Origin of the sequence: Catenulispora subtropica (assembly GCF_039531675.1) — a bacterium.
Lineage (GTDB): Bacteria > Actinomycetota > Actinomycetes > Streptomycetales > Catenulisporaceae > Catenulispora > Catenulispora subtropica.
In genome coordinates, this window is the sequence record NZ_BAAAQM010000001.1 from 245,884 (window position 1) to 272,241 (window position 26,358).

Here is a 26,358-nt window from a genome sequence, read left to right on the forward strand (position 1 = left end):
TCGAAGTCCGGAGGCCGGACCCGCCCACCGCGGGTCCGGCCTCTTCCGTTCCCCAGACGGAGTGCGTAGTCATCCTCATCTTCCCTGCCGATCCATCCGAGCGACGGCGGCGCCACCCTGAGTGAAGGCTGGTAGCGCAGCACTTTCAGGTCGGCGTGGAGGGGGTCGCCATCGTTGAGAGCCTGCTCGACTTCGAAGCCGCCGGGCAGTTGATCCTGGCCTCGGAGAACGAGACTCTGCCCGGTGCCGTGACGGTGGCACTGGGCGCCGCCCGGCGGAATCCGGGAGGCGTAGCGGCGTTCCTGGAGTCCGCCATCGTCGAGGGGCCGTATCCGTCCGTGGTGGTCGGGGACCTCACCGGGTGGAGCAACGCCCTGCGGACAGCACCCGCGAAGCTGCTGGCGCGGCTGGCCCACGCCGTACAGCCCGGCGGCAGCCTGTTCGCCGGATTCGGCAACCGGCACTACCCGGGCGGCCCGTTCGCCGCGGGGACGCTGAGTCTGAAGCGAGCCTGCGCAGTGCTGGACAGGGTGGGGTTCACCGTGGCGAAGCAGTACGTGGCGATGCCCGACCAACGCTGTCCGGCACTGCTGGTACCGGTGAGCGCGTCGGAGGCGGAGCTGGCGTGTGTGCCGCCCGCGCTACGGTTCCAGTTCGCTCCGGCCTACGCCGTCGTCGGCCTGCGTCCCTCGGCCGAGCCCTACGCCGAGCGCTAATACAAGACACGACAACGCCCGCCGCCGGGAGGCCCAGGTGGCGGGCGTTACGTTTTTCTCCTACCTGGACGCCAGCGGGAGTTCGGGGCGGAGGCGCCATACGCAGGCGGGGATTCAATGCGAAACGCTCCAAGGGGCCCGTCCCTTGGAGCGTCGCTGGTGCGTCCCCCGTTGGGTTCTACGACGAGATGCCGAGATCGGCTCAGCCCTCACGCTGCGGCGGGATGCCGTTCAGGAGAGCTCGCACCTCCTGCTCGCGGTAACGGCGGTGGCCCCCCAGGGTGCGGATAGAGGTCAGCTTGCCGGCCTTGGCCCAGCGCGTGACCGTCTTCGGGTCGACGCGGAACATCGTGGCGACCTCGGCGGGCGTGAGCAGAGGCTCAGCGTCCGGCGTACGTGCGGTCATATGGACTCCTCCTGACGGAAACGGGCGCCCAGCGCGCCCGATTTCTCGTGGACCCTCCCCGATAGCCTCGCTTGCCCGGTCCCGGGAAGACCGTGCGGCCGTGTCGGTTATAGGACGAACGGCTTGTCGTTCACAGTACAAGTACACCATCCGACCGGCGCCGTGGGCGATATCTATGAAATCGATACACAAAACCCGCACCGGCCGACCCCGGACGTAGGGGCCGATATACGGACAGCTTCACCCCCGTAACGCTGTGTCGATCGAGGAACCCATCAGGCGGTTGCTTCACCCCGGCTGTCCGGATTCGGCCCTCACGGATGATCTTGGCACGCTCTCCGCTCCCCACGGAAGACCCCTGATCAAAGAACCGTGTTCGAGCGTCAGTTCTCCCGCCCGCCTCCCACCACCACCCGTTACGGAGGCGCTTCGCGCCGCTTTCAGTTGGCCCGAGCGAGCAGTCGCACAGCGTCCCACTTCACCCGATACCGCAGGTAGGCGGAAGTGACGGCGGCATCGTCACCCTCCGCCAGCGCGGCGAGCCCCTCAGCGACGAGCCGCACCGAGCAGTCCATGACGACACCTCCCTCCCGCTCCTCGGCCCCGACTGCGCCCTGCGCCACGAGCAACCCCATGAGACCCCCGTAGTCGAGCTCCACCACCGACAGCGGGTGGAACTCCTCCAACCACATCCCCAACGTCTCCACGGCCTCGACAAGGGGCCCCGCCCCCAACGACCGCTTGAGGACCCTCAGCCCTCTGGCACATCGCTTCCGCGCCGAACTCATAGCGGTTCGGAAGTACAGCGTCTGGCCTTCTCCGAGGACCCCGTCCTCCTGACCGAAGAGCACCAGCCACCGGATGGGGATCTGCCACGAGGACGTGAGGATGTGCGGCAACGCCTCCGGGTCCTCGGCCCACCACCGGTCGTAATCGCTGTCGGCACGGTCGAGGACGGCCTGCGGCCAGTAGAGCCGCACCCCGCCGTCTCCGTGCACCGCCCGCAGCTCAGTGAGGGCCAGCCACGACCTCAACCGTGACTGCCAAGGACACAGGAGGGTCGCGTCTCCAGAGCGCATCACGTAAGCGACGCGCTCCTCGTTCTCCGGGACGGCGATCGGCGGCACGGCGATGAGCGCACGCAACGACACCGCCTGCTCGTGCGCGAGGGTCGCGCCTTCGGGATTCCGCCCCAGCCACGCCTCCCACTCAGCCCGCTCACCAGCGGGGAAAGCAGCCAGCGGCTCATAGACCCGCAGGTAGGCCATGTATGGCGCCGGGATCGCGCCGCCGGGGGATGCGCGCACGTAGAGATGCTCTCACCAATGCGGGCGGTATGCGCCGGATAGTGCCGCCTATGGCGGACACCCGACGCTGTGTGCTAACGGCGCGGCGCCGGTCGGCTCCGGCCCTCACCGCTCCCACCCACCGATCGGTCTTGTCCACCTTTCGAGACACGCGAAACCCGCCCACCAGCACCGACCCACCTCACACCCCCAACGCGCCACCCACCCGAGCCCCACCCAATAGGCTTCCTCCATGCACTCTCCAGGCACAGGGGTGGATCTCGGGCGATCCTCGAACCGCCCATAGCCGAACCGGAGAGCGCGGACAACACATCACAGCAAGCCTCCCCGACCACCAGTCACAACCAGGAGCAACGCAGTGTCCGACAAGACTGACAACGACGTCAGCGAGGTATTCGCCCACGACCACGAGCAGGTCGTGTACTGCCGCGACGAGGAGACCGGCCTCAAGGCCATCATCGCGATCCACAACACCCTCCTCGGCCCCGGTCTCGGCGGCACCCGCTTCTTCCCCTACGCCACGGAGCAGGAAGCCCTCACCGACGTCCTCCGCCTCTCGCGGGGCATGTCCTACAAGAACGCGCTCGCGGGCCTCGACCTCGGCGGCGGCAAGGCCGTCATCATCGGCGACCCGAACGAGATCAAGTCCGAGGCGCTGCTGCGCGCGTACGGCCGCTTCGTCCAGTCGCTCAACGGCCGCTACTACACGGCCTGTGACGTCGGCACCTACGTCCAGGACATGGACGTCGTCGCCCGCGAGTCCGAGTTCGTCACCGGGCGCTCGCCCGAGGCCGGCGGCGCCGGCGACAGCTCGATCCTCACCGCGTACGGCGTTTTCCAGGGTATGCGCGCTTCTGCCGAGTATCTCTGGGGAGCGCCGTCGCTCGCCGGAAAGCGCGTCGGCGTCTCCGGGGTGGGCAAGGTCGGGCGCTACCTGATCGGCCACCTGATCGAGGACGGCGCGTCGATCGTCGCCACCGACCCCCACGAGGGCGCGATCCAGTGGCTGCGCGACAACTACGCGCAGGTCGAGATCGTCACCTCCACCGCGGAGCTCGTCGCCTCCGAGATGGACGTGTACGCCCCGTGCGCTCTCGGCGGCGCGCTGGACGACGCCACGGTGGCCGCGCTGAGCGCGAAGATCGTCTGCGGGGCGGCCAACAACCAGTTGGCCCACGCCGGCGTGGAGAAGCAGCTGGAGGCGCGCGGGATCCTCTACGCGCCGGACTACCTGGTCAACTCCGGCGGTGTGATCCAGGTCGCGGACGAGATCCACGGCTTCGACTTCGAGCGCGCCAAGCGCCGGGCCTCGGGGATCTTCGACACCACGCTCCGGATCTACGCCCTGGCCGCGGAGGAGGGAGTGCCCCCGTCGGTCGCCGCCGACCGGCTCGCCGAGCGCCGGATGCGGGATGTCGGCCGCTTGCGCGGCGTGTACCTCCCGTAGCCCTTCCGGAGGCGGTACCCGGATTTTCCGCGTCGGTCCAGAGCTCCCCCCGGTGGCGCGTGGCATCGATGCGGGTATAAGCGCTATCGTGGGGTCGTGCCTGTGACACCCGAGTAACGCGGTCGGCTACACCTGTTCGTGCCGATCAGCCGTATGGCTCGTACCGATCGGTTGGGGAAACAGGTACCGTGAAATTCTCACGAATGACCGTGTGACCGGAGCAGGGGCAGACCAGCCCCGATCGTTGAGGGGGTCGAGCCAATGGGGCGCGGCCGGGCCAAGGCCAAGCAGACGCGGGTCGCCCGAGACCTGAAGTATCGCGACGTGGGGACCGATCTTGCGCAGCTCCAGCGTGAGCTGCAAAAGGACGGTGTCCACACGTCCAACGGGCATTCCGCCGAGGCACCGTCGCAGGACGACGACGCGGACGACGACGAGTTGTACGCGAAGTACGCCGACTATGCCGACGATGACGACGACTACGACAGCGAGGACGACGGCGGTTCCCACCGCAGTCACCACCGTCGCGGTTGAGGCTGGACCGGGCCACCAAGCACCGGTTGAGTAGGCCCGTCCCCTGCGGGACGGGCCTTCGTCACGCATCCGCGTGGGATGCGTGATGCGCGGGGGACGCCTGGAGCGCAGGACGCCCCGACGGTCCGGAGACCGCCGAGGCGTCATCGTAGCCTTGGCAAAATGCGGAAAGTCCCTACTTCGCGTACTCCCCGTGCAGCGCGGCCGCGCCGTCCCCGCCCTTGGCCCCGCCGACCGTGGTGCTCCCCGGCGCCGCGGTCACCACCTCGCCGCACACCCAGCTCGGCAGCCCCCGCGCCTCCAGCACCCGCAGCGCCTCGTCCACCGATCCGGCGGGCAGCACCGCGACCATCCCGACGCCCATGTTCAGCGTCTTCTCCAGCTCCAGCGTCGCCACGCCGCCCAGCTGCCCGACCGTCCCGAACACCGCCGGCGGCGTCCACGTCGCCCGGTCCAGCCGCGCCTCCAGCCCGGCCGGGATGATCCGCGCGATGTTCGCCGCGACCCCGCCGCCGGTGATGTGCGAGAACGCGTGCACCTCGGTCGCGGCGATCAGCGCCAGGCAGTCCAGCGAGTAGATCCGCGTCGGCTCCAGCAGCTCCTCGCCCAGCGTGCGCCCGAACTCCGGCACCTCGCGGTCCAGCTGCCAGCCGGCCACCTCGAAGAACACGTGCCGGAGCAGCGAGTACCCGTTCGAGTGCGCGCCCGACGAGGCCATGGCGACCAGCACGTCGCCCTCCCGCACCCGCTCGGCGCCGAGCACCTTCTCCGCCTCGACCACGCCGGTCCCGGCGCCGGCCACGTCGTACTCGCCGGGCGCCAGCAGCCCCGGGTGCTCCGCGGTCTCGCCGCCGACCAGCGCGCAGCCGGCCAGCACACAGCCCTCGGCGATGCCCTTGACGATCCCGGCGACGACCTCCGGCACCACCTTGCCGGTGGCGATGTAGTCGGTCATGAACAGCGGCTCGGCCCCGCACACCACCAGGTCGTCCACCACCATGCCGACCAGGTCCCGGCCGATGGTGTCGTGCTTGTCCATCCGCTGCGCGATCGCCACCTTGGTGCCGACGCCGTCGGTGGAGGTGGCCAGCAGCGGCCGGTCGTAGGCCTTCAGCGCCGAGGCGTCGAACAGGCCCGCGAAGCCGCCGATGCCGCCGAGCACCTCCGGGCGCCGGGTCTTGGCGACCCACTCCTTCATCAGTTCGACCGCGCGGTCGCCGGCCTCGATGTCGACACCGGCGGCGGCGTACGTGGCTCCGGACATGGGGCTCTCCTCTGGTCTGTCGTTGTCGCGCAAGGCGGGCGGCGTCGGCAGGCGGGTCGGCGTCGCGACGTGCGGCCTACGGCCGCGACAGCGCGTCGGTGCGGGCCAGCGGGTCGACCGAGATCTCCAGGAGGTGCTTGCCCAGCAGCTCCTCCTCGGGCAGCTCGATCGGGTACACCCCGTCGAAGCAGGCCCGGCACAGCCGGTCCGCGGGCTGTCCGGTGGCGGCGGTCATGCCGTCCAGCGTGATGTAGGCCAGCGAGTCGGCGCCTATGGACTTGGCGATCTCGTCGGTGTTCAGGCCGTTGGCGATCAGCTCGGCCCGGGTCGCGAAGTCGATGCCGTAGAAGCACGGCCACTTCACCGGCGGGGAGGAGATCCGCAGGTGGACCTCGGTGGCGCCGGCCTCCCGCAGCATCTTCAGCACCGCGCGCTGGGTGTTGCCGCGCACGATCGAGTCGTCCACCACGACCAGCCGCTTGCCCTCGATCACCTCGCGCAGCGGGTTCAGCTTCAGCCGCACGCCGAGCTGGCGCAGGGTCTGGCTGGGCTGGATGAAGGTGCGGCCCACGTAGGCGTTCTTCACGAAGCCCTGGCCGAAGGGGATGCCCGACTCCTCGGCGAAGCCGATGGCGGCCGGGGTCCCGGACTCCGGCGTCGCGATCACCAGGTCGGCCTCGACCGGCGCCTCGCGGGCCAGGGTGCGGCCCATCTCGACCCGCGCGGCGTGCACGTTCTGCCCGGAGATGGTGGCGTCCGGGCGGGCCAGGTAGACGTACTCGAACACACAGCCCTTGGGGCGGGGCTCGGCGAAGCGCCGGGACCGCAGGCCGTTCTCGTCGACCGCGATCAGCTCGCCCGGCTCGATCTCCCGGATGAACCCGGCGCCGACGGTGTCCAGCGCGGCCTGCTCGGAGGCCACGACCCAGCCGCGGTCCATGCGGCCGAGCATCAGCGGCCGCACGCCCTGCGGGTCGCGGGCCGCGTACAGGGTGGTCTCGTCCATCCACACCAGGGAGAAGGCACCGCGCAGCTGCGGGAGCACCTCCACGGCCGCGTCCTCCAGGGAGCGGTCCGGGTAGGACGCGAGCAGCTCGGTCATCAGCCCGGTGTCGGAGGTCATGGCGTGCTTGTCGGTGACGCCGGTCACGGCGCGCCGCTCGGCGGCCAGCCGGGCCAGCTCGCCGGTGTTGGTCAGGTTGCCGTTGTGGCCCAGGGCCACGGCGCCGTGCGCGGTGGCGCGGAACGTCGGCTGGGCGTTCTCCCACACCGAGGAGCCGGTGGTGGAGTAGCGGGCGTGGCCGATGGCCAGGTAGCCCTGCAGGGACTGCAGCGTGGCCTCGTCGAAGACCTGGGAGACCAGGCCCATGTCCTTGTAGACCAGGATCTGCTTGCCGTTGGACACCGCGATGCCGGCCGATTCCTGGCCGCGGTGCTGGAGCGCGTAGAGGCCGAAGTACGCGAGCTTCGCCACCTCTTCGCCGGGAGCCCAGACGCCGAAGACGCCGCAGGCGTCCTGCGGCCCGGTGTCCTGGGGATCGAGTTCGTGGGTGAGTCTGCCGTCGCCGGGGCGGGAGCCGGAAAGGTGGATCACACCATGAGTCTAAGCCACGGACTGTGATGATCCTCCCGGTCGATAGACCCGCTATTCGGCTTATGTGGCGTTCATCCCATCAGGGGAAGGAAGTCCCGGAGGTCGGCCCGGGAGCCCGACGCCGAGACCGCGCCGTCGGCCATGGCCTCGTCCCAGGTCATGCGGCCGGCCGCGAGCCGGATCCAGGTCTTCGGAGCCATCTCCACGACGTTCGGCGGCGTCCCGCGGGTGTGACGAGGGCCCTCCACGCACTGCACCGCGGCGAACGGCGGCACCCGCAACTCCACGGAATTGCCCGGAACCTTCGCCGCCATCGCGTCGGCGAGCTGCCGGACCGTGATCGCCAGCGCCTCCCGGTCGTGCCGGAACTCCACGCCGGTGGACCGCTCCAGATCGTCGCCGTGCACCACGGCCTCCACGATCCGGGAGACCAGGAAGTCGTCGAAGCGCATCCCGCCGAACCGCATGGCGATCGGCTCCTCGTCGCCGTAGCGCGCCATCACCTTCTCCGCCTCGGCCACCTCGTCGGCCAGCACCGCGCCCTCCGCCACCAGCTCGCGGGTGCCGGCATCGACCACGGCCGCGGCGGTCGGGGTGGCGGTCATCCAGTCGTAGACCTCGGCCTCGACCCCGGCCACCGGCTCCGCCGCCCGGGCCCGCACGGTGTGCACGGTGAAGGCGACGTGCCCGACCAGGGTCCGGACGTCCCAGCCGGTCAGCTTCGACGGCTCCGCCAGCTGCTCGGGGCTGAGCGCGGCGGCGTAGTCGATGTGCGCCCGCCACTGGTTCACGACGGCCTGGCGGACCTTGGCGGGCTGGGGGCGACGGGTCTTCGGCATGGCCGGAATATAGCCGAGGGCTGAGAGGGGCAGGCAGAGCCATTCACGATGCTTTGGCCCGCTTACGAGATGGTTCGACTTCTGGCTATCGGCGCAGATCCGGAACCTCTCAGCAAACTCATCCAATCCGGTGAATCAGCATCGCGAGGTGCGGTGATCTGTCGCTTTCGCGACTACGGTGCTGTCACCGTGATCAGCGCCCAGACCTCCGCCGCCCCCGCCGCGGACACCCCGTACACTCCGGACCCCGCGGACGCCCCGCCCCCGGTGCGGGCCGCGCTGGCCGGGGCGATCGACTCCCAGGCGCACCGGATGGACCAGCTGTCCGCCGCGATCGTGCGCGCCACCGCCCAGGTGACCTGGTCGGGCCGGGCCGCCGAGCGCTTCCGGGCGCGGGCCGCGGAGCGCTCGCGGGAGTGCCTGCAGCTGGCGGTGGCACTGCGGGCCTCGGCGGAGCGGGTACAGGTGGCGGCCATGGGGCCGCAGCGCACACCGGCGGGACACGGCGGCGAGCCCGTCGCCACCGCATCCGGACCGGGATACGCACGGTGAACGCCGAACCGGCGAGCCCGGGCATCAGCTTCTACGCGCTCGGACCGGAGTTCGAGTGGCTGGCCTCCGCGTGGGACGGCTTCGCGCGCGAGCTGGCCGAGATCAGCGGCATGCTGCGGCACGTCGCCGAGGCCGCCGCCTCGGACCCGCACCTGGCGGCCGAGTCGTCGGGGCTGGCCGCGCTGGAGTCCGCGACGGACCGGCTGGTGCGGGAGCTGGTCGACGACGCCGTGCGGATCCGGCGGACGCAGGCCACGTACGAGCAGGCGGACGCGGCGGTGCACGCCGCCGTGCCGGCGGTGCCCTCGAACACGGTGATCACCGGGCACGTGGCCGGTCAGGGGGCGGGGTCTTGGGCCGGGTCTGGGGTCGGTTACTGGGGTGGCGGCGAGGCCGCCGACGGAGTCGGCGCCGAAGCCGCACCGACATTCGGCGGGGGCGGGACGATGGACGCCGGGGCCCACGAGTCCCGAGGCTCGGCCCCGGCCCCCGCCGCGGAGGCGTTCCCAGGGACGCTCCAGGGCGCGCCACCCGACGAGTCCGGCCTCTGGCACCCCGCTGAACCCCGCGACCTCTCCGAGACCGCCCTCGGCACCCTGAGCCGCTTCCGCCGCCAGATCCTGGCGCGCGCCGAGCACTGGGTCTCCCAGCACGTCCCCTACAACCAGGGGCTGTGGCACGAGGGCTACCGCACGGACTGCTCGGGCTACGTCTCGATGTGCTGGGGCCTGCGCGACTCGATGGTGACGTCGACGATGCCGCAGATCGCGCACCGGATCGCCAAGGAGGATCTGCGCGCGGGCGATGTCCTGTTGAACACGGATGTCGCGACGGGCCATGTCATCCTGTTCGACCGTTGGGCCGACTATGCGCACAACTCTTATGTGGGCTTCGAGCTGTGTCCACAGGGGACGCTGCACCATGTGATTCCGTACCCGTATTACGGCGGGTTCGGCGTATACGAGCCTTACCGCTACAACAATGTGGGTGACTGACCAGCGCCATGGGCCTACCGTGGTCGCACTATGGCCTGGTTCGTACATCTGACGCCGGAGAAGAACGCGGCCCGCGTCCGCCGTTCCGGCCTGTCGCCCGTGAGTCGGTCACGGAGCGTCGACCCGCGTCTGGGCATCTACTGCGCCCCGCTGCTGCCGGACTACACGCTGACCCACCAATGGTCGCGTGAGCTGATCCGCTTCAAGACCCCGAACATGGTCGCGGTCCACTTCCGGATTCCGGACGACACACCGGTCACGGTCGGGCACTACGGTAAAGCGCCGGAGCCGGTGACGGCGGCGCAGGCTGTGGCGCGCTTCTTGTCGCTGTCGCCCGAAGAGATGTGTGGTTATGAGGTGTTCCTGCCACGCGGGGTCGACGCGAAAGAGATCCGCCGCATCAGGGCGCTCCGACGTCCTGTCGGCTGGCGCTATATGCCGAACGCGCATGGGCGCAAACCCTGCTCGTGCCCTGCTTGCCTGAATCCCGGCGAGTACGGCGTGGCCAAGCTCCGGGAGCGTTTTCCGTACGACAGCCCGCCGCGGCCCCGCCAAGAGGTGCTCGCTCAGCTGGCTACTGCGGAATACAGGGGAGAGATCATCGATCTGCTCAACGACCTCCGGGGGCGCGGACAAGGTGACGTGTTCCGGGTCGCACATCTCGTCGACCACCCTGATCCCGAAGTCCGCGAGGTCCTCGCCTATGCGCTGGAGGGATTCAGCCCGAAGGTCGCCGCGGAGCTTCTGGAGAAGCTCCGCAACGACCCGGTGAGGGCTGTGCGCGAGGCCGCGGGTGCGGAGGAAGACGAGGACTAGGTTCCGGTCGCGAAGAGGGCCCCTGCTGAGCAGGGGCCCTCTTCGCGCATCTTCCTACGTCAGGCGTCTACCACCGAGTGCCCGAACAGCTTCCGGAACGGCGCCGTGTGCACCGCCCGCAGCTCCTCCAGCGGCACGGTGAACTGCCCCTGCACCTCCAGCGTGTCGCCGTCCACGACGCCGACGCGCGCCACCGGCAGCCCTCGCGCCACGCACATGTCCGTGAACCGCAGCTCCTCGCTGCGCGGCACGGCCACGACCGCGCGCCCCGCCGACTCGGAGAACAGCGCGACGAACGGGTCGAGCGGGTTGCCGTCGGCGTCCGTCTCCGGCAGGACCAGGCGGGCGCCGTGCCCGCCCCGCAGGCAGCTCTCCACGACCGCCTGCGCCAATCCGCCGTCCGACAGGTCGTGGGCCGCGGACAGCATCCCGTCCCGGGAGCCGGCGATCAGCACCTCGGCGAGCACCCGCTCGCGGCGCAGGTCCAGGCGCGGGGGGAGGCCGCCGAGGTGGCCGTGGACCTCGTGGGCCCACTCCGAGCCGCCGAACTCGTCGCGGGTGTCGCCGAGCAGCAGCAGGATCTCACCCTCGCGCTCGAAGGCGGTGCGGGTGCGGCGGTCGACGTCGTCGATCACGCCGAGGACGCCGACCACCGGGGTGGGGTGGATGTTCACGTCGCCGGTCTGGTTGTAGAACGACACGTTGCCGCCGGTGACCGGGGTGCCCAGCTCCAGGCAGGCGTCGGCCAGGCCGCGGCAGGCTTCGGCGAACTGCCACATGACGTCCGGGTCCTCCGGCGAGCCGAAGTTCAGGCAGTCGGTGACGGCCAGGGGCTTGGCGCCGGTGGCGGCCACGTTGCGGTAGGCCTCGGCCAGCGCGAGCTGCGCGCCGTGGTACGGGTCGAGCTTGGTGAAGCGGCCGTTGCCGTCGGTGGACAGCGCCACGCCGAGGGAGGTGCCGGGCAGTGCCGCGTCCAGGCGGACCATGCCGGAGTCCTCGCCGTGGCTCAGCACGGTGTTGCCCTGCACCCGGTGGTCGTACTGCTCCACGGCCCAGGTCTTGTCCGCCAGGTTCGGCGAGCCGACCAGGCGCAGCAGGGTGCCGCGCAGCTCGTCGGCGTTCGCCGGGCGCTTCAGGCGCTCGGGGGTCGGCTGGTCGGCCTGCAGCGCGTCCTGCCACTCCGGCCGGGCGAACGGGCGGTTGTAGACCGGGCCCTCGTGCGCCAGGGTGCGCGGCGGCACGTCCACGATCAGCTCGCCGTGCCACCACATGCGCAGCCGGCCGCTGTCCGTGACCTCGCCGATGGCGGTGGCGGTGACGTCCCACTTCTCGCAGACCGCGAGGAAGTCCTCGACCTTGGCCGGCTCGACGACCGCCATCATCCGCTCCTGCGACTCCGACATGAGGACTTCCTCAGGGGTCAGGGTCGAGTCGCGCAGCGGTGCCAGGTCCAGCCGGACGTCCATCCCGCCGGTGCCGGCCGCGGCCAGCTCGGTGGTGGAGCAGGTGAGGCCGGCCGCGCCCAGGTCCTGGATGCCCACCACCAGGTCGGCGGCGAAGATCTCCAGGCAGCACTCGATGAGCACCTTCTCCATGAACGGGTCGCCGACCTGCACGCTCGGGCGCTTGGCCGGGCCGTCCTCGTCGAAGGTGGCGCTGGCCAGCACCGAGGCGCCGCCGATGCCGTCGCCGCCGGTGCGGGCGCCGAACAGGATCACCTGGTTGCCCGGGCCGGGGGCCTTGGCCAGCTTGATCTCGTCGGCCCGCATGACGCCCACGCACAGCGCGTTCACCAGCGGGTTGCCCAGGTAGCAGGGGTCGAAGACGATCTCGCCGCCGATGTTCGGCACGCCCAGGCAGTTGCCGTAGCCGCCGATGCCGGCCACCACGCCGGGCAGCACCCGGGCGGTGTCGGGGGCGTCGGCCGGGCCGAAGCGGAGCGGGTCCAGGACGCCGATCGGCCGGGCGCCCATGGTGAGGATGTCGCGGACGATGCCGCCGACCCCGGTGGCCGCGCCCTGGTAGGGCTCGACGTAGGAGGGGTGGTTGTGCGACTCCACCTTGAAGGTGACGGCCAGGCCCTCGCCGACGTCCACGACGCCGGCGTTCTCGCCCGGGCCGACCAGCAGCGCGGCGGTCTTGGGCGCCTTCTCGCCGAACTGGCGCAGGTGCACCTTGGACGACTTGTAGGAGCAGTGCTCGGACCACATGACCGAGTACATGGCCAGCTCCGAGGAGCTGGGGCGGCGGCCCAGGATCTCGCGGACGCGCAGGTACTCGTCCTCGGTCATGCCGAGTTCCCGGTACGGCTGCTTGACGTCGGGGTTCGCCTGAGCCTTGGCGACGGTGTCGAACGAGACCGCGGTGTCGTCGAACACGTCCGTGGTGTCGAACGGGTGATCGGAGGAGTGGCCGTTGCTCATGCGGAAACCAAGCTCTTGAGGATCGAGGTGAAGAACGGCAGGCCGTCGGTGCCCGGTCCCGGGTAGGGGCCGGTCAGGTCGTCGATGGCGTACTCCGGGTGCGGCATCAGGCCGACGACGTTGCCGGCGGCGTTGGCGATGCCGGCGATGTCGCGGGCGGCGCCGTTCGGGTTGGCGACGTAGCGGGCCAGCACGCGGCCCTCGGCCTCCAGCGCGTCCAGCGTGCGCTCGTCGGCGACGAAGCGGCCGTCCATGTTCTTGATCGGCACGACCGCCTCGGCGCCGGCCTCGTAGTCCGAGGTCCAGGCGGTCCGGTTGTTCTCGATCCGCAGCCGCACGTCGCGGTTGATGAAGTGCAGGTCGCCGTTGCGGATCATGGCGCCCTCCAGCAGGTGCGCCTCGCACAGCACCTGGAAGCCGTTGCAGATCCCGAGGACCGGCAGGCCGCCGCGGGCCGCGTCGATGATGGTGTCCATCACCGGGGAGAACCGGGCGATGGCACCGGCCCGCAGGTAGTCGCCGTAGGAGAAGCCACCGGGGAGCACGACCGCGTCCACCTGGTGCAGGTCCTTGTCACGGTGCCACAGCTTCACCGGCTCGGCCCCGACGGCCGCCGCGGCGCGCAGCGCCTGCTGGTCGTCCAGGGTGCCGGGGAAGGTGACGACGCCGATGCGGGGCGGCATCAGGCGTTCTCTGTATTCACCGGGGCGGCGCCACGGGCGCCGGCGTCCTCGACGAGCACCGTGACCTTGAAGTCCTCGATGACGGTGTTGGCGAGCAGCTTCTCGGCCATCGCCTCGGCGGTGGCCTGCAGGGTCGCCGGGTCGGCGTCCTCGAGCTCCAGCTCGAAGCGCTTGCCCTGGCGGACGCTGGTGACGGAGTCGAAGCCCATTCGGGGCAGTGCGCGCTGCACCGCCTGCCCCTGCGGGTCGAGGATCTCGGGCTTGAGCATGACGTCGACGAGGACGCGGGCCACGGGTACTCCCATTCGCTTCAGCCGCGGCACGTCCGCGCCGGGGCTACTGGGTGGCGGTGATCCCCAGTCTACCGGCGGCGATGGGTGCTTCCGGCCGCACGAGCCTCCGGACGGAGCCGGCCGTCAGCGTCGCCGTGACGGCCCAGGACCCGGCCAGCAGAAGGTAGAGCGCCACGGCCAGCCAGGCGTAGGCGGCCAGTCCGGTGTGGTGCCACAGCCCGGTGGCGCCGGTCACGCAGGTGCCGACCGGGAACGTGAAGGCCCACCAGGTCAGGGCGAACGGCATCCCCTCGCGGACCGCGCCGGCGACCACGAGCAGCGCCATGACCAGCCAGATCAGCGCGAAGCCGAGAACCGGGACCCCGTAGATCACGGCGAACGGCTTGAGCGCGGCGGCCAGCTGCGGACCCACCACACCGTGCGCGACGTCGGCGAGGTTGTTGACCGCGGTCACCGACTGGCCGAGCGGGCCGAGGACGAGGAACAGCCCGGGCGTCGCGACCAGGGCGCCGACCTTGTGGTGGACCAGCTTGGAGAAGATCAGCGGGAGCATGAGCAGCGTGGCGAGCAGGCTGATGCCGAACATCGCGTAACAGCCCAGCAGCATGGTCTCGCGAAGCTGGCCGGCGGCCGCGTGCGGGATCAGCTGCGGGCCGGTCGCGGCGGAGACCATCGGCGGGACGATCGGCAACAGCCACGCCGGGGCCGCGCTGCCCGGCGGGAGGTCGTGCCTGGTCACCATCAGATAGGGCACCACGGCGGCCGTGGCCAGGCCGATCAGGGTGCCGACCAGCCAGAGCGTCCAGGCCGGGCCCAGCGCCGCGGTCGTCCCGATCCACTCCTTGCCGACGATCATCGTCCCGGCGGCGACCGCGGTCATGGCCATGGAGAGGCAGCCGTAGAAGGGGGCGACCGCCGGGTCGAGGAGGTCGCGGCGGGCCTGGTCGGCGTGCCAGCGCCAGTGCGCGGCGCGGGCGAGCAGGACGACGGCGAGCCAGACCGCGGCGGCGGCCCAGACGAGGGTGACGGCGAAGCGCGGAGCGCCGGACTGGAAGCCGGGCAGGCCGGCGCCGGCGTTGGCGATGATCGCCGTGCCCATCACCGACGCGTACCAGTTCGGGCCGATGTGCCGGAAGGTGAGCTGAGTCGTGTTCGCCATACGGCAAGCGTCGATCACGGCGGGGGCCGGCACTAGACCCCGAGTGCGGATAAGGTCATAGAGCGACTCTATGGCCCACTCCGCTGACCTGCGGCGTTTAGACGAACTTCACGCCGGTGAGCCGCTCGTAGGCCTCCACGTAGCGGGCCCGCGTGGCCTGCACGACCTCCTCCGGCAGGGCCGGCGGCGGCGTGTCGGAACGGGGGTCCCAGCCGGAGGCCGGCGAGGTGAGCCAGTCGCGGACGTACTGCTTGTCGAAGGACGGCTGCGCGCGGCCCGGGTGCCACTGGTCGGCGGGCCAGAAGCGGGAGGAGTCCGGGGTCAGCACCTCGTCGGCGAGCACCAGGGTGCCGCCGGGCAGGCGCCCGAACTCGAACTTGGTGTCGGCCAGCAGGATGCCCCGCCCCTCGGCGATGTCGCGGGCGCGGGAGTAGACGGCCAGCGTCAAGTCCTTGAGCCGGGCGGCCAGCTCCGGGTCGCCGGTCCGCTCGGCCATCTCCTCGAAGGTGACGTTCTCGTCGTGCGCGCCGACCTCGGCCTTCATCGCCGGAGTGAAGATCGGCCGGTCCAGCCGCGACCCGTCCACCAGCCCGGCCGGCAAGGGCACCCCGTTCGCGGTGCCGTTCTTCTCGTACTCGGCGAGCCCGGACCCGGTCAGGTAACCGCGCGCCACGCACTCCACCGGCACCATCGCCAGCCGCCGGCACAGCATCGCCCGCCCCCGCAGCTCGTCCTTGTACGGCGCGAGCTCGGCCGGGAACTCGTCCACGTCGGCGGTGAGGACGTGGTTCGGCACCAGGTCGGCCAGCTGCCCGAACCACCACATCGACAGCTGGGTCAGGATCCGCCCCTTGTCGGGGATCTCGCTCTCCAGGACGTAGTCGTAGGCCGAGATCCTGTCCGAGGCGACGAGCAGCAGATCGCCCCCGACGGCGTAGAGGTCACGGATCTTGCCGCTGGCGAGGTGGTTCAGGCCGGTGATCACGGGATCAGCGTACCGGCGCGGAGGCGGTGCTTCGATCGGCGTCCTGAAGGGGATGTTTCACGCGAAACATCCCTCACAGAATGCCGATCCGCCCCTCAGCTCAGCTTCGCCAGCTTCTCGAACATCCCGTCCAGCCGCTGAACGAACCGCTCCGGCCGCGTCGCCTCGTCCAGCCGCGCCTCGTCGATCTCCAGGCCCGCGGCGTCGGCCTCCTCGCGCAGCGTCTCGCGGAACGGGCGGCCGGTCTCCCAGGTCTTCATCGACGCGCGCTGGGTCAGCGGGTACGCCTGGGTGTCGCGCTCCAGGCCCATCTCGACCAGTTCCAGGAGCACCGTGGACGAGTAGACCAGGCCGCCGGTGGAGTCCAGGTTGTGGCGCATGCGGTCGGCGTCGACCACCAGGCCGCTCATCAGGCGGATGGTCAGGTTCAGCATGTAGTCCAGGGCGATGGAGGCGTCGGGGAGGGCGATGCGCTCGGTGGAGGAGTGCGAGATGTCGCGCTCGTGCCACAGCGGGATGCCCTCCATCACCGGGACGATCTGGGCGCGCACGATGCGCGCCATGCCGGCCAGGCGCTCGGAGATGATCGGGTTCTTCTTGTGGGGCATGGCCGAGGAGCCCTTCTGGCCCTTGCCGAACGGCTCCCAGAGCTCGCGCACCTCGGTGCGCTGGCCGTGGCGGACCTCCAGGGCGACGGCCTCCAGGACGGTGGCCATGATCGCCAGGGCCGACGTCCACTCCGAGACGCCGTCCCGCAGGATCACCTGGGTGGAGACGTCGGCGGCCTTGAGGCCCAGCTTGTCGGCGACGAAGGTCTCGATCGCCGGGTCGATGTTGGAGTACGTGCCCACCGCGCCGGAGATGGCCATCACGCCGACCGCCTCGCGGGCGCGGCGCAGGCGGTCGCGGGAGCGGGCGACGCCGAAGGCGAAGTCGGCGACGCGGTGGCCCCAGACGTCCGGCTCGCCGTGGATGCCGTGGGTGCGGCCGACGCGCAGGGTGGCGCGGTGCGCCAGGGCGTGGTCGCGCAGGATGGCGACCAGCTTGTCGGCCTTCTCCAGCAGGATGTCCGTGGCCTCGGTGAGCTGAAGCGCGAGCGCGGTGTCCAGCAGGTCCGAGGACGTCATCCCGAAGTGCACGAAAGCAGCGGCCTCGCGCGGCTCGGTGTTGTCGGCCCACGCGGACAGGAAGGCGATCACGTCGTGCTGCGTCACGGCCTCGATCTCGGCCACCGCCTCCGGGGTCGGGGGCGCGGCCTTGCGGACCGGCTCGACCGCGGACTCCGGGATGGTGCCGGCGGCCGCGTGCGCCTCGACGACCAGCGTCTCGACCCGCGCCCACAACTCGTACTTGTGGGCCTCGGACCAGACACGGCCCATCTCGGGCAGGGTGTAACGCTCGATCATGGCGGCGGCCTTCCTGGGAGAACGCGGGAGGTCTTGACACCCGATTCTCCCAGGCGACCGCCGTCGGCTCTAAACGCCCCAGGTCAGGGGTGGGTCCAGTGCGCCGCCATCTGCCGGGCGACCCGCTCCAGCCACGCCGTCCCCGCGGCGGACGTCAGGTCCAGCGGCTTGGTGTCGGAACGGGTGACCGTCGCCTCCAGGACGGTGTCCCCGAAGCGGACGTAGACCCGGGCCATCGCCTGCTGCGGCTGGAGCTCGACGAAAGCGTCCTCGCCGATGCCGGACGGCAGGGCGCTCATCGTGTCCTTCGAGAACACGACGCCGGGCTGCGGGTCGCACCCGCCCTGGGCGTACTTCCGGGCGTCCTGCATGGTCGCCGCTCCCGAACCCGACGGGAGCCGGTACTCGCCTTCGAAGACGGTGGCCGCGGTCCCACCGGGCAGCGTGCCGCTGTACTGGATGCCGCGTCCCGGCGCCAACCCGAAGACGCTGTGGTCCGGACTGCATCCGTTGTCCATGACGAACTCCCCGGTGCTCGACTGCATCCCGAGGTCGAAGGCCCAGTCCGGACCCAGGTCCGTGGGCGCCAGCATCCGGCCGTCCGCGTTCGGCGCGGGCATCGGGGGAAAGACGGGCCCCACCTCCGGATCGGACAGCGCGGCTCGCAGGTTCGATTCCGACCACGGCGAGGGCTTCACCACCGTGCCGGGCGGGGCCGTGCCGTCCACGCTCTCCTGCGGGAAGTCCCATCCCAGCACCGAGACCACGTTGCCGTCCGCGAAGATCCGCACCGCGACCGTCTCCATGCCCGCCCCGAGCGCGGCGCTCGTGGTGCCGACCTTGGAGCCGTCGGCCAGCACCGTGTAGCGGCACTCGGACCACTTCGGCACGACCTTGTCCGGCGCCCGCATCTGGAGCGTCATGTCCACGGAGAGCCCGCACGGCATGGGAGTCAGACGGGCGTCATCGCTGCCCGGCACGTGCGGTCGCAGTTCGTTCACGTCCCGGTAGAAGTTGTACTCGACGCGCGCGCCCTGGTGCGGCTGGGCATCGGCGCCGGGTGGATACGACCCGTCCGCGGTCCAACTCGAACCCATGAAGAAGATGCTCGCGCCCTTGAGCCCGGAGTCGGTGGCGCTGACGATCCGTGGCCGGCCTCTCGCCGGCCCGGCCGGCGCCCCCTTCAGGTGCGCTCGGGCCGGATCGAGGTTCCCGATCAGCGCGGCCACGTCCGTGGCGGCGGTCGCGGGGACGTGATGGAAGAAGTCCACGTCCCCGGTGCCGCCGCCTCCACCCTGCACGGCGGCGTACTGGAAGACGTCCTGCAACCTCCGCTTGTCCCAGCCTCCCGCGGGCCCCGGCTTCGAGCCGTAGTCCGTCGTCCCGGCGCCCAAGGTCACCGCCACCGCGACCGTCACCGCGACCACTCCGAGCATCCCGCCGCCGTTCCGCACGGTGCGCAGCCGCCGGCGCCGGTCCCCGGCCCGAGTGATCGCCGCGACGTCGGCGCCCCACACCGGCTCCGCCTCGCCGCGGCTCGCGTCGAACACGTCGCGAGCCCAGTCCGTGTCCTCGATGTACTCGTCGTCCATCAGGATCGTGCCTTCCCTTCCGTCGTCGTGTCCCGGTCCGGACGGACAGCGTGCGCGGGGCTCGCGAGTACCGCGCGCAACGCCGTCAGCCCCCGCGCCGTCTGGCTCTTCACGGTGCCTGGCGAGCACCCGAGCAGGCGGGCGGTCTCCTCCACGCTCTGGTCCTCCCAGAACCGCAGGACCAGCACCGCGCGCTGCCCGGCGGGCAGGGCGCGCAGGGCGGCGACCAGGGCGCCGCGGTGGGACAGGGTGTCCGCCGGGTCCGGCGCCTGAGGCTCCCCGACGGAGTCCGGCAGCGCGCCGGAAGCCGGCTGCTCCCGCCGCCACCACGCGCGCCGCTTCTCATCGATACAGGCGCGAAGCAGGATCCTGCGGAGATAGGCGTCGAGGTCGTCGCGGCGCCGCACCCGGCTCCAGGCCGCGTGCAGCTTGATGAAGCTCACCTGCACCAGGTCCTCGGCCTGGTGCCAGTCGCCGCACATGAGGTACGCGGTGCGCCGGAGCGCGTGCGACCTCGCGGCGACGAGCCGGGCGAACTCCTCGTCGTCCGGTCGGCGTTCGTCCAAGAGCCGCATGCACCGCCCCCTCGTCGAAATGCGTTTCACCCACTACACGAGGGCGGCTTCCCGCCAGGTTGTCATGCCCTCCGCTACCTTGCTGACATGGGACGTTCGCGGACCGGCTTCGGGCTGTGGACGGCCTGTTTTACGGCCGTGTGGCTGACGACGGCCGGGCTGATCGCCGTGGCGCTCGTGGGGTGGGCGCCGGCGGCGGGAGCCGGGGTGCCCTCGGCGCCGGTCCCGGTCGCGGCCGCCACGTCGGTCCAGCCGGTCCAGCCGCCCTCCCGGTACGAGGCGGTCCGCGACGAGGTGGTCGCGAAGCTGAATCAGAGTGACCCGGCGCAGGCCCTGGCGTTGCTTCAGCAGATCGTGAACCAGCACCCGGACATCTCCCGGATCTGTCACCCGATAGCGCACGACCTCGGGCACGCGGCCTTGGAGAAGCTCGGCTACGACTTCAAGAAGGCGATCTCGTACCAGGACGGCGTCTGCGGCAACGGCTACCTGCACGGCGTCGTCGAGCACGCCGTGGTCCACGCCTCGGACCCGGAGCGGGCGCTGCACACCCTGTGCGCACCGGAGTTCGACGGCTCGTGCCTGCACGGCATCGGCCACGGCGCGATGTTCGTCGCCGACATGGACCTGCCGAAAGCGCTGGCATTCTGCGACTGGTTCCGGCTCCCGTCGCAGCGCACGCCGTGCGCCGAGGGCGTGTTCATGCAGAACTTCGAGGTCGACGTCCCCGGAGTGAAGAACAGCACGTGGCTGAAGGCGAGCGACCCGCTGTACCCGTGCGCGCAGCAGGCCGCTCGGTATCAGAGCCCGTGTTACTACTACGCGCCTCAGTACTACCTGTCACTCCACCCCGACAGGTACGCCGACGGGCTCGCGTGGTGCCGCACCGCCGGTCGCGGCGCCGTCGCGTCCTGCACCATGGGCATGGGCAGCCGCACCATGAAGTACAACATCGACAGGGTCGGGTTCGCCGAGGCGCAGTGTGCGACTGAGGGGGACTGGTCGCTGCGGGACATCTGTGTCCGGGGCCTGACCAGCTACTACATGGTCCACTTCAACGACCCGCGGGCCGGGACGCGGCTGTGCGCGCAGCTGACGGCGGCCGCGGATGTGGCGTCGTGCAAGGCCGCCGCCGACGCCGCGACGGGCAGCCGGGACTGATCCGTCAGCTCGTGAGCCTGTCAGCTCGTGAGCCTGTCAGCCCGTCGTCTCCTCGTCAGTTCTTCCGCACGCGAAGGACCCCGTCGGCGACCGTCACCGGGAACGACGGCAGCGGGTCCTTGGCCGGACCGTTGATGACGGCGCCGCTTTTCGGATCGAAGGTCGAGCCGTGACAGGGGCAGACGAGAAGACCTCTGGCCTGGTCGACGCCGACCGGGCAGCCGGCATGAGTGCAGATTCCGCCGCACGCCTTGTAGCCGCCGTCGGCGGTGCGGGCGACGAAGACCGGGTCGCCGCCGGAGGCTGTGAGCCTCGCCGCGCCGGTGGCGGGGATGGCTGCGAGGGCGACCTGGAGGCCGGACTCGCTCGGCGTGGCTGAGGGAACCGCGGTACGCGGCTGAGCCATCGGGCTCTGTTTCGATCGTCCGGATCGTCCCAGCCTGCCCGCACCCGCAGCTCCCAGCAGGGCCGCACCGCTGGTGATCCCGGTAGCAGCCGCGCGCTTCAGGACGACGCGCCGCGAATCCTCGGGCTCCGACGTATCCACGGTTCCGGCGGCCAGCCACGCGTCCATCGACCAGCGTGTAGGCCCGGCGAGGCCGAGCGTCAGGAAGGCGAAGGCGAAACCGAGGTCTGATCCGTAGTAGTACGGATCAGTGTTCCAGCTGACTGTCAGAAAGAAGGTCAGGGCGAGCAGCACCCCACCGGCCGCGGCCAGGCGGGTCCACAAACCGAGGACCGTCCCGAGGCCCACGGCGAGTTCCCCGAAGGCGATGAGGAGACCGAAGGCCAGGGCGTGGTCATGTGCCGGCCCGAGGGCGAAGCCGATGGGCGAAGTGTGCCGGAAGGACGCCGTCTGCGCGGCGAACGACCCTGGTGCCGACGGGTCCAGGAACGCCGGGTCGTGGAACTTCTGGAGCGCGGCGTAGATGTAGGTGGCGCCCAGAAAACCCCGCAGAGGCAGCAGGCAGACGGCCGGTTCCAGCTGGCGACCGGGAGCGGACATGGGAATTCCTCATGATCGGGTGGCGTCCTCATCTTAGGGACGGCCCCGGCCTGTTCAGGGTGCGTCGGGCCGCGGCTCAGGCCGCGTTTCGCGCGAGCCATTCCGACAGGCGGGAGACGTCGCCGGTGTCGGCGAGCGCGGCCGCTATGTCGTGGATCGGCACCGGGTCGCCCGCCCGGTCGCGCAGGACCGGGCCGTCGAGCCAGTCCAGGCCCCAGGCCGCCAGGCGGGCCTCGACGAGCCGGACCGCGAGATAGGCGGCGAGATCGTCGGTGTCGGGCTGCTGCGCCGGGTGACCGTCCGGAGCGGTGCGGGCCGTGAGGGCGCCCAGAGCGGTCGGGACGGTCGGGACGGTCGGGACGGTCGGAGCGGTCGGGACGTTCGGGGCGGCCGCCGCACGCTGCCCCGGGATCCGCCGGACCGGCCGGACTCCCCCGGCCGCCTCCCCGCGCCGCGCCCCCGGCACGCCGGCCTCGGCGATCAGGGTCCGTATCCGCTTGGCGACGGGATGGTCCTCGGGAACCGTACCGGCCTGCCGCACCAGCTCCGGCTCGGTGACCGCGGTGACGTACCGCTCCCAGGTCACCGTGCGCTCGATCCGGCGGCCGTCGAACAGCTCCGCGGCCATCCGCGACGCGCGGGCGTCGACGTCGCCGGGCTCCTCCAGGAGGTCGCACGCCGGGCGCTCGCTCAAGCGGGTGGCCAGCGAACCGGCCATCCGGTCCCGGCGCCCCAGCGAGGTGAGCGCGCCGACCAGCGCCACATTCAGGCCGACCGGGCAGTACCCGGACTCCCAGGCCGGCTGAGCGAGCCGGGTCAGCACCCGGTCCCAGCCCGCCGCGGCCATGTTGATCTGCTCGTGCGCGTAGGCCCGCGCGGCCGGCTCGATCATCCGGGAGGCCGCCACCGCCTCCCACGCCACGACCCGTTCCAGCGCCTCGGCACGGGCCTCGAAGTAGCCCGCGAGGCGGCGGCGCGTGACGGGCAGCAGGCGCGGGGGGCGTCCGGGGCGGCCGTGCAGCGCGCCGATCGCCCGGGCCGCGAACGCCCGCGCCCGCACGATCCGGTCGTCGCCGGCCGCGGCCATCCCGGCCACCAGCGGGGCGAGCAGGCCCCTGAGTTCGCTGACCCGCAGCCACCACAGGAACGGCGCCCCGATCACCAGCACCGGGCCGCCGGGACGCGGGTCGAGCCAGGCGTCGCAGTCCGGGGAGAGCTCGATCCCGGCCGGGGCCGGCACCTGGAGTTGCAGGGCCAGCTGCCGCACCAGCAGCTCCAGCTCGGGCGCGGAGCCGCCGGTCAGCGGCACGGTCTTGGGCGGCGTCACGGCGGCGCGGTAGACGCGGACCGCGGGCGCCGCCCACAGCAGGCACACCACGGCGCCGGCCGTGAGCGCCCCGGGGGCGTCGGCGGCCCAGCCGCGCGCGTGCACCAGGGCGAGCAGGGCGGCGCACGCCGCCGCAGCGCTCAGTGCGTATCCGGCTGTCACCCACGCGCGGACGCGCAGGAGTGCGCGAGCCGCCCTGTGGGCGCTCACCCGCGCCGTGGTCGCAGTCACCGTGCTGATGGATCCCCCAAGCGTCCAGGCCGCTTACGAGCCTGTTGCGAAGGCTAGCGCGAAAGGCCGGGGGAGGTCAGCAGCGTGGCGTGAATACACACTTTCGGATGGAACGACAAGGGATTCGGGCCACCGAAGGCGTGTCAGGCTGTTGCTTCCGCCGCGATGTCGGTACGGTGCTGCGCCCCGGCGAAGCCGATGGCCGCCACACCCGCGTAGGCCTTCGCGCGCGCCGCCGCGATGTCCGCCCCGACGGCGGTGACGGCCAGGACGCGGCCGCCGGAGGTCACCAGCGTGCCCTCGGCGTCGCGCTTGGTCCCGGCCTGGTTCACCACGGTGCCGAGCTTCTCGGCCGCGTCGATGCCGGAGATGGCGTCGCCGCCGCGGGGCGTGCCCGGGTACCCGGCGGCGGCCATCACCACGGTGACGGCGGCGCCGTCGCGCCAGCGGGGCGCGGGGGCGTCGGCGAGGGTGCCGGTGGCGGCGGCGTACAGCAGCTCGGACAGCGGCGACTCCAGCATCGCCAGCACGCTCTGCGTCTCGGGGTCGCCGAACCGGGCGTTGAACTCCACGACGCGCAGGCCCTTGGCGGTCAGCGCGAGGCCGGCGAAGACCAGGCCGGCGAAGGGGGTGCCGCGGCGGGCCATCTCGTCGACGAGCGGCTGGAGGACCGTCGTGACGACCTCCTCGGTGAGGCCCTCCGGCGCCCAGGGCAGCGGGCAGTAGGAGCCCATGCCGCCGGTGTTGGGGCCGGTGTCGCCGTCGCCGATCCGCTTGAAGTCCTGCGAGGGCATCATCGGCACGACGGTCCGGCCGTCGGTGATGCCGAACAGCGAGATCTCGGGACCGTCGAGGTACTCCTCGATGACGACGCGGCCGCACGAGCGGGCGTGGGCCAGGGCGGCCTCGCGGTCCTCGGTGACGACGACGCCCTTGCCCGCGGCGAGCGCGTCGTCCTTGACGACGTAGGGGAACCCGGCGAACTCGTCGAGCGCCTTGGCGTACTCGTCCTCGGTCTGGCAGACGTAGGCCTTGGCGGTCGGGATGCCGGCGGCGGCCATGACCTCCTTGGAGAAGGCCTTCGACCCCTCCAGCAGGGCGGCGGCCCCCGACGGCCCGAACACCGGGATCCCGGCCTCCCGGACCGGGTCCGCGACGCCCGCCACCAGCGGCGCCTCCGGTCCGACGACCACGAGGTCGGCGCCGAGTTCCATTGCCAGGTCGCGTACCGCCGCCGGGTCCAGCGCGTCGACCGGCCGCAGCTCCGCCACCTCCGCGATGCCGGGGTTGCCCGGCGCGCAGAAGAGGCCGGTGACGGCGGGGTCGGTGCTGAGGGCGCGGGCGAGGGCGTGCTCGCGGCCGCCGTTGCCGATGACGAGGACCTTCATGGTCGTTAGGGTACCGGCGGGGGAGACGGACAGCCTGACCTGGGCAGCCTAGGCTGACGGTATGAGCTCCCCCGACCCCGCGCGCGCCGCGCGGGAGCTGCGTGTCCTGGTCGGCCGCCTGCGCCGCCGCCTGCGTGAGGTGGACGACGTCCACGAACTCACCGCCTCCCAGCTCGCGGTGCTCGGCCGCCTCGACCGCGGCGGCCCGGCGGCGGCCACCGACCTGGCGAAAGCCGAGCGCGTCCGCCCGCAGTCCATGGCCGCGACCGTCGCCGTCCTGGAGGAGCGCGGCCTCCTCGTCCGCCGCCCCGACCCCGACGACGGCCGCCGCCAGCTCCTTGAGCTGACGCCGGCGGCGACCCAGGCGGTGAGCGGGTCCAGGCGCGCGCGGGACGAGTGGCTGGAGCGGGCCCTGCGGGAGCGGTTCACGGAGGCGGAGCTGGAGACCGTGGTGGCGGCGCTCGGCTTGCTGGAACGACTCAGCGACTAGGGCTCCCGATAACGTGGCGCCATGCCGATCTCCACACTCGATCCCGTCGCCGCGCTCGTCCTCATAGATCTGCAGCGCGGCATCGTCTCCCCGCCTTCGGTGCCCATCAGCGGCCCGGAAGCGGTGGCACGCGGGAAAGAGCTGGCCGACGCGTTCCGCGCCGCGGGGCTCCCGGTGGTCCTGGTGAACGTCTCCTTCGCCGCCGACTTCGCCGATCTGCCGAAGGGCCGCGACGAGGAGTCGCTCGCGGAGGAGGGCGACGACGAGCTGCCGCCGCCCGGGTACGACGTCATCGTCGACGAGCTCGGCGCGCAGGACACCGACATCCGTGTGACCAAGCACCAGTGGGGCGCCTTCCACGGCACCGACCTGGACACGCAGCTCCGCCGCCGGGGCGTGACGCAGATCGTGCTTGCCGGCCTCACCACCAGCCGCGGCGTCGACACCACCGGCCGGGAGGCGTACGCGCACAACTACAACGTCGCCTTCGTCACCGACGCCATGGCCGACCGCGATCCGGTCGACCACGAGCACACCGTGGAGCGCGTCTTCCCGCAGATCGGCGAGCGCACCACGACCGCGGAAGTCGTGGACCTGCTCAAGAAGTAGGCTCCGACACTTCCTGCAGCAGCCCGTAGACGAACCGGGCACGGCGCCGCAGCACGCTGCCGTGCCCGTCCTCGTAGCCGTACTCGCTATGCCAGCGGGTGGGGGCGTCCTCCGGTAGATGACGGACGCGCGGGTACATCCGCTCCAGGTCCCCCACCACGTACTTCCACGGCTCCAGCGCCTGGTCGGCGGCGGACGCGGGAGGCTCCGTCCCCGGCGCCCGCACCAACCATTCCTGCCAGACCTGCCCACCGGGCCCGGCCACGATCTCGAACCGCAGCTCCGGCCACAACGGCAGCGTCCAGTGGTGCAGCCGGCACACCACATCCCCGGTCCGCTGCTCCAGCGCCGCTTCGGCCGGACCCAGCATCGCCCGATAGCGTTCCACGCCGCGCGGCGCGGAACGCGAGCGCACGTAGCGCTGCCACCAGGCGTTCGCCTCGCGCATCTCCGTCACGGAGAAGCCGAGCCCCAGCCGGGCCCGCTCCACCATGGCCGGCTGATAGTCGGCCATCCTGCGGAGCAGGACCAGCTGGAACTCAGAGCGCGAGATCATCAGC

At 71.5% G+C, this 26,358-nt stretch carries 26 protein-coding genes; 9 read left to right on the forward strand and 17 right to left on the reverse strand.

Features of this window, described 5'->3' with window-relative positions; all coding sequences use genetic code 11:
- Positions 1-155 precede the first annotated feature (155 nt).
- A complete protein-coding gene (locus ABD466_RS01040; RefSeq protein ID WP_344654958.1) occupies positions 156-716 on the forward strand; it encodes a hypothetical protein in 561 nt (186 codons plus the stop codon).
- A 202-nt stretch (positions 717-918) separates the two neighbouring features.
- Here the strand turns inward: ABD466_RS01040 and bldC are convergent, their stop codons facing one another.
- Entirely contained in the window at positions 919-1,122 is a 204-nt protein-coding gene (gene bldC, locus ABD466_RS01045) for a developmental transcriptional regulator BldC (protein ID WP_012784549.1), read from the reverse strand.
- A 440-nt stretch (positions 1,123-1,562) separates the two neighbouring features.
- Positions 1,563-2,429, reverse strand: a complete 867-nt coding sequence (locus tag ABD466_RS01050) for a DUF8083 family protein (protein WP_344654959.1) — start codon at positions 2,427-2,429, stop codon at positions 1,563-1,565.
- A gap of 358 nt (positions 2,430-2,787) precedes the next feature.
- Between ABD466_RS01050 and ABD466_RS01055 the strand changes: the two genes are divergently transcribed.
- Entirely contained in the window at positions 2,788-3,876 is a 1,089-nt protein-coding gene (locus ABD466_RS01055; RefSeq protein ID WP_344654960.1) for a Glu/Leu/Phe/Val family dehydrogenase, read from the forward strand.
- A 261-nt stretch (positions 3,877-4,137) separates the two neighbouring features.
- Positions 4,138-4,410: a DUF3073 domain-containing protein gene (locus tag ABD466_RS01060; protein ID WP_344654961.1), complete on the forward strand. Its 273-nt coding sequence runs from the start codon at positions 4,138-4,140 to the stop codon at positions 4,408-4,410.
- Positions 4,411-4,585: 175 nt separating this feature from the next.
- Here the strand turns inward: ABD466_RS01060 and purM are convergent, their stop codons facing one another.
- From purM to ABD466_RS01075, 3 genes are all read right to left on the reverse strand, one after another.
- Positions 4,586-5,674 (reverse strand): phosphoribosylformylglycinamidine cyclo-ligase, encoded by a 1,089-nt coding sequence (gene purM, locus ABD466_RS01065; RefSeq protein ID WP_344654962.1) that lies wholly within the window; start codon positions 5,672-5,674, stop codon positions 4,586-4,588.
- A 76-nt stretch (positions 5,675-5,750) separates the two neighbouring features.
- The gene (gene purF / locus ABD466_RS01070) at positions 5,751-7,268 is read right to left on the reverse strand and encodes an amidophosphoribosyltransferase (RefSeq protein ID WP_344654963.1); all 1,518 of its coding nucleotides are present in this window, start codon (positions 7,266-7,268) and stop codon (positions 5,751-5,753) included.
- Positions 7,269-7,339: 71 nt separating this feature from the next.
- On the reverse strand, positions 7,340-8,107 hold the full coding sequence (locus ABD466_RS01075) for a maleylpyruvate isomerase family mycothiol-dependent enzyme (protein WP_344654964.1): 768 nt from the start codon (positions 8,105-8,107) through the stop codon (positions 7,340-7,342).
- A gap of 189 nt (positions 8,108-8,296) precedes the next feature.
- Between ABD466_RS01075 and ABD466_RS01080 the strand changes: the two genes are divergently transcribed.
- From ABD466_RS01080 to ABD466_RS01090, 3 genes are read left to right on the forward strand one after another with little or no spacing between them, the layout of a single operon-like run.
- Entirely contained in the window at positions 8,297-8,659 is a 363-nt protein-coding gene (locus ABD466_RS01080; RefSeq protein ID WP_344654965.1) for a hypothetical protein, read from the forward strand.
- On the forward strand, positions 8,656-9,654 hold the full coding sequence (locus ABD466_RS01085; RefSeq protein WP_344654966.1) for an NlpC/P60 family protein: 999 nt from the start codon (positions 8,656-8,658) through the stop codon (positions 9,652-9,654). The genes ABD466_RS01080 and ABD466_RS01085 overlap by 4 nt, the downstream gene beginning before the upstream one ends.
- A 30-nt stretch (positions 9,655-9,684) precedes the next feature.
- Positions 9,685-10,470: a HEAT repeat domain-containing protein gene (locus tag ABD466_RS01090; RefSeq protein ID WP_344654967.1), complete on the forward strand. Its 786-nt coding sequence runs from the start codon at positions 9,685-9,687 to the stop codon at positions 10,468-10,470.
- Between the two features lie 59 nt (positions 10,471-10,529).
- Here the strand turns inward: ABD466_RS01090 and purL are convergent, their stop codons facing one another.
- From purL to ABD466_RS01130, 8 genes are all read right to left on the reverse strand, one after another.
- A complete protein-coding gene (gene purL, locus ABD466_RS01095) occupies positions 10,530-12,893 on the reverse strand; it encodes a phosphoribosylformylglycinamidine synthase subunit PurL (RefSeq protein WP_344654968.1) in 2,364 nt (787 codons plus the stop codon).
- Positions 12,890-13,576 (reverse strand): phosphoribosylformylglycinamidine synthase subunit PurQ, encoded by a 687-nt coding sequence (gene purQ / locus ABD466_RS01100; protein ID WP_344654969.1) that lies wholly within the window; start codon positions 13,574-13,576, stop codon positions 12,890-12,892. The genes purL and purQ overlap by 4 nt, the downstream gene beginning before the upstream one ends.
- Entirely contained in the window at positions 13,576-13,881 is a 306-nt protein-coding gene (gene purS / locus ABD466_RS01105) for a phosphoribosylformylglycinamidine synthase subunit PurS (protein WP_344654970.1), read from the reverse strand. Before purS ends, purQ begins: the two co-directional genes overlap by 1 nt.
- Before the next feature lie 31 nt (positions 13,882-13,912).
- Complete coding sequence (locus ABD466_RS01110; protein WP_344654971.1) at positions 13,913-15,028, reverse strand: TDT family transporter; 1,116 nt, start codon at positions 15,026-15,028, stop codon at positions 13,913-13,915.
- A gap of 97 nt (positions 15,029-15,125) precedes the next feature.
- Positions 15,126-16,013: a phosphoribosylaminoimidazolesuccinocarboxamide synthase gene (locus ABD466_RS01115; protein WP_344654972.1), complete on the reverse strand. Its 888-nt coding sequence runs from the start codon at positions 16,011-16,013 to the stop codon at positions 15,126-15,128.
- Between the two features lie 95 nt (positions 16,014-16,108).
- The gene (purB, locus tag ABD466_RS01120) at positions 16,109-17,419 is read right to left on the reverse strand and encodes an adenylosuccinate lyase (RefSeq protein ID WP_344654973.1); all 1,311 of its coding nucleotides are present in this window, start codon (positions 17,417-17,419) and stop codon (positions 16,109-16,111) included.
- Positions 17,420-17,502: 83 nt separating this feature from the next.
- A complete protein-coding gene (locus ABD466_RS01125) occupies positions 17,503-19,011 on the reverse strand; it encodes a hypothetical protein (RefSeq protein ID WP_344654974.1) in 1,509 nt (502 codons plus the stop codon).
- Positions 19,011-19,586, reverse strand: a complete 576-nt coding sequence (locus ABD466_RS01130) for a SigE family RNA polymerase sigma factor (RefSeq protein WP_344654975.1) — start codon at positions 19,584-19,586, stop codon at positions 19,011-19,013. Before ABD466_RS01130 ends, ABD466_RS01125 begins: the two co-directional genes overlap by 1 nt.
- An 87-nt stretch (positions 19,587-19,673) precedes the next feature.
- Here ABD466_RS01130 and ABD466_RS01135 point away from each other — a divergent pair, with 87 nt between their 5' ends.
- Positions 19,674-20,747 carry a hypothetical protein gene (locus ABD466_RS01135; RefSeq protein WP_344654976.1) on the forward strand — a complete coding sequence of 358 codons (1,074 nt, stop codon included), beginning with the start codon at positions 19,674-19,676 and terminating at the stop codon, positions 20,745-20,747.
- A 55-nt stretch (positions 20,748-20,802) separates the two neighbouring features.
- Here the strand turns inward: ABD466_RS01135 and ABD466_RS01140 are convergent, their stop codons facing one another.
- The 3 genes from ABD466_RS01140 to purD all read right to left on the reverse strand — a co-directional run bounded on the left by ABD466_RS01140 (position 20,803) and on the right by purD (position 24,699).
- Positions 20,803-21,753, reverse strand: a complete 951-nt coding sequence (locus ABD466_RS01140; RefSeq protein WP_344654977.1) for a Rieske 2Fe-2S domain-containing protein — start codon at positions 21,751-21,753, stop codon at positions 20,803-20,805.
- A 76-nt stretch (positions 21,754-21,829) separates the two neighbouring features.
- The gene (locus tag ABD466_RS01145; protein ID WP_344654978.1) at positions 21,830-23,290 is read right to left on the reverse strand and encodes a M48 family metalloprotease; all 1,461 of its coding nucleotides are present in this window, start codon (positions 23,288-23,290) and stop codon (positions 21,830-21,832) included.
- 164 nt (positions 23,291-23,454) lie between these two features.
- Positions 23,455-24,699, reverse strand: coding sequence for a phosphoribosylamine--glycine ligase (purD, locus tag ABD466_RS01150; protein WP_344654979.1), 1,245 nt, complete (start codon positions 24,697-24,699; stop codon positions 23,455-23,457).
- 61 nt (positions 24,700-24,760) lie between these two features.
- Between purD and ABD466_RS01155 the strand changes: the two genes are divergently transcribed.
- Together ABD466_RS01155 and ABD466_RS01160 are read left to right on the forward strand one after the other, a co-directional pair.
- A complete protein-coding gene (locus ABD466_RS01155) occupies positions 24,761-25,189 on the forward strand; it encodes a MarR family winged helix-turn-helix transcriptional regulator (protein WP_344654980.1) in 429 nt (142 codons plus the stop codon).
- A 21-nt stretch (positions 25,190-25,210) separates the two neighbouring features.
- The gene (locus ABD466_RS01160) at positions 25,211-25,798 is read left to right on the forward strand and encodes an isochorismatase family protein (RefSeq protein ID WP_344654981.1); all 588 of its coding nucleotides are present in this window, start codon (positions 25,211-25,213) and stop codon (positions 25,796-25,798) included.
- On the opposite strand, the gene ABD466_RS01165 is transcribed toward ABD466_RS01160, so the two are convergent.
- Positions 25,788-26,354 carry a hypothetical protein gene (locus ABD466_RS01165; RefSeq protein ID WP_344654982.1) on the reverse strand — a complete coding sequence of 189 codons (567 nt, stop codon included), beginning with the start codon at positions 26,352-26,354 and terminating at the stop codon, positions 25,788-25,790. The genes ABD466_RS01160 and ABD466_RS01165 overlap by 11 nt on opposite strands.
- Positions 26,355-26,358 lie beyond the last annotated feature (4 nt).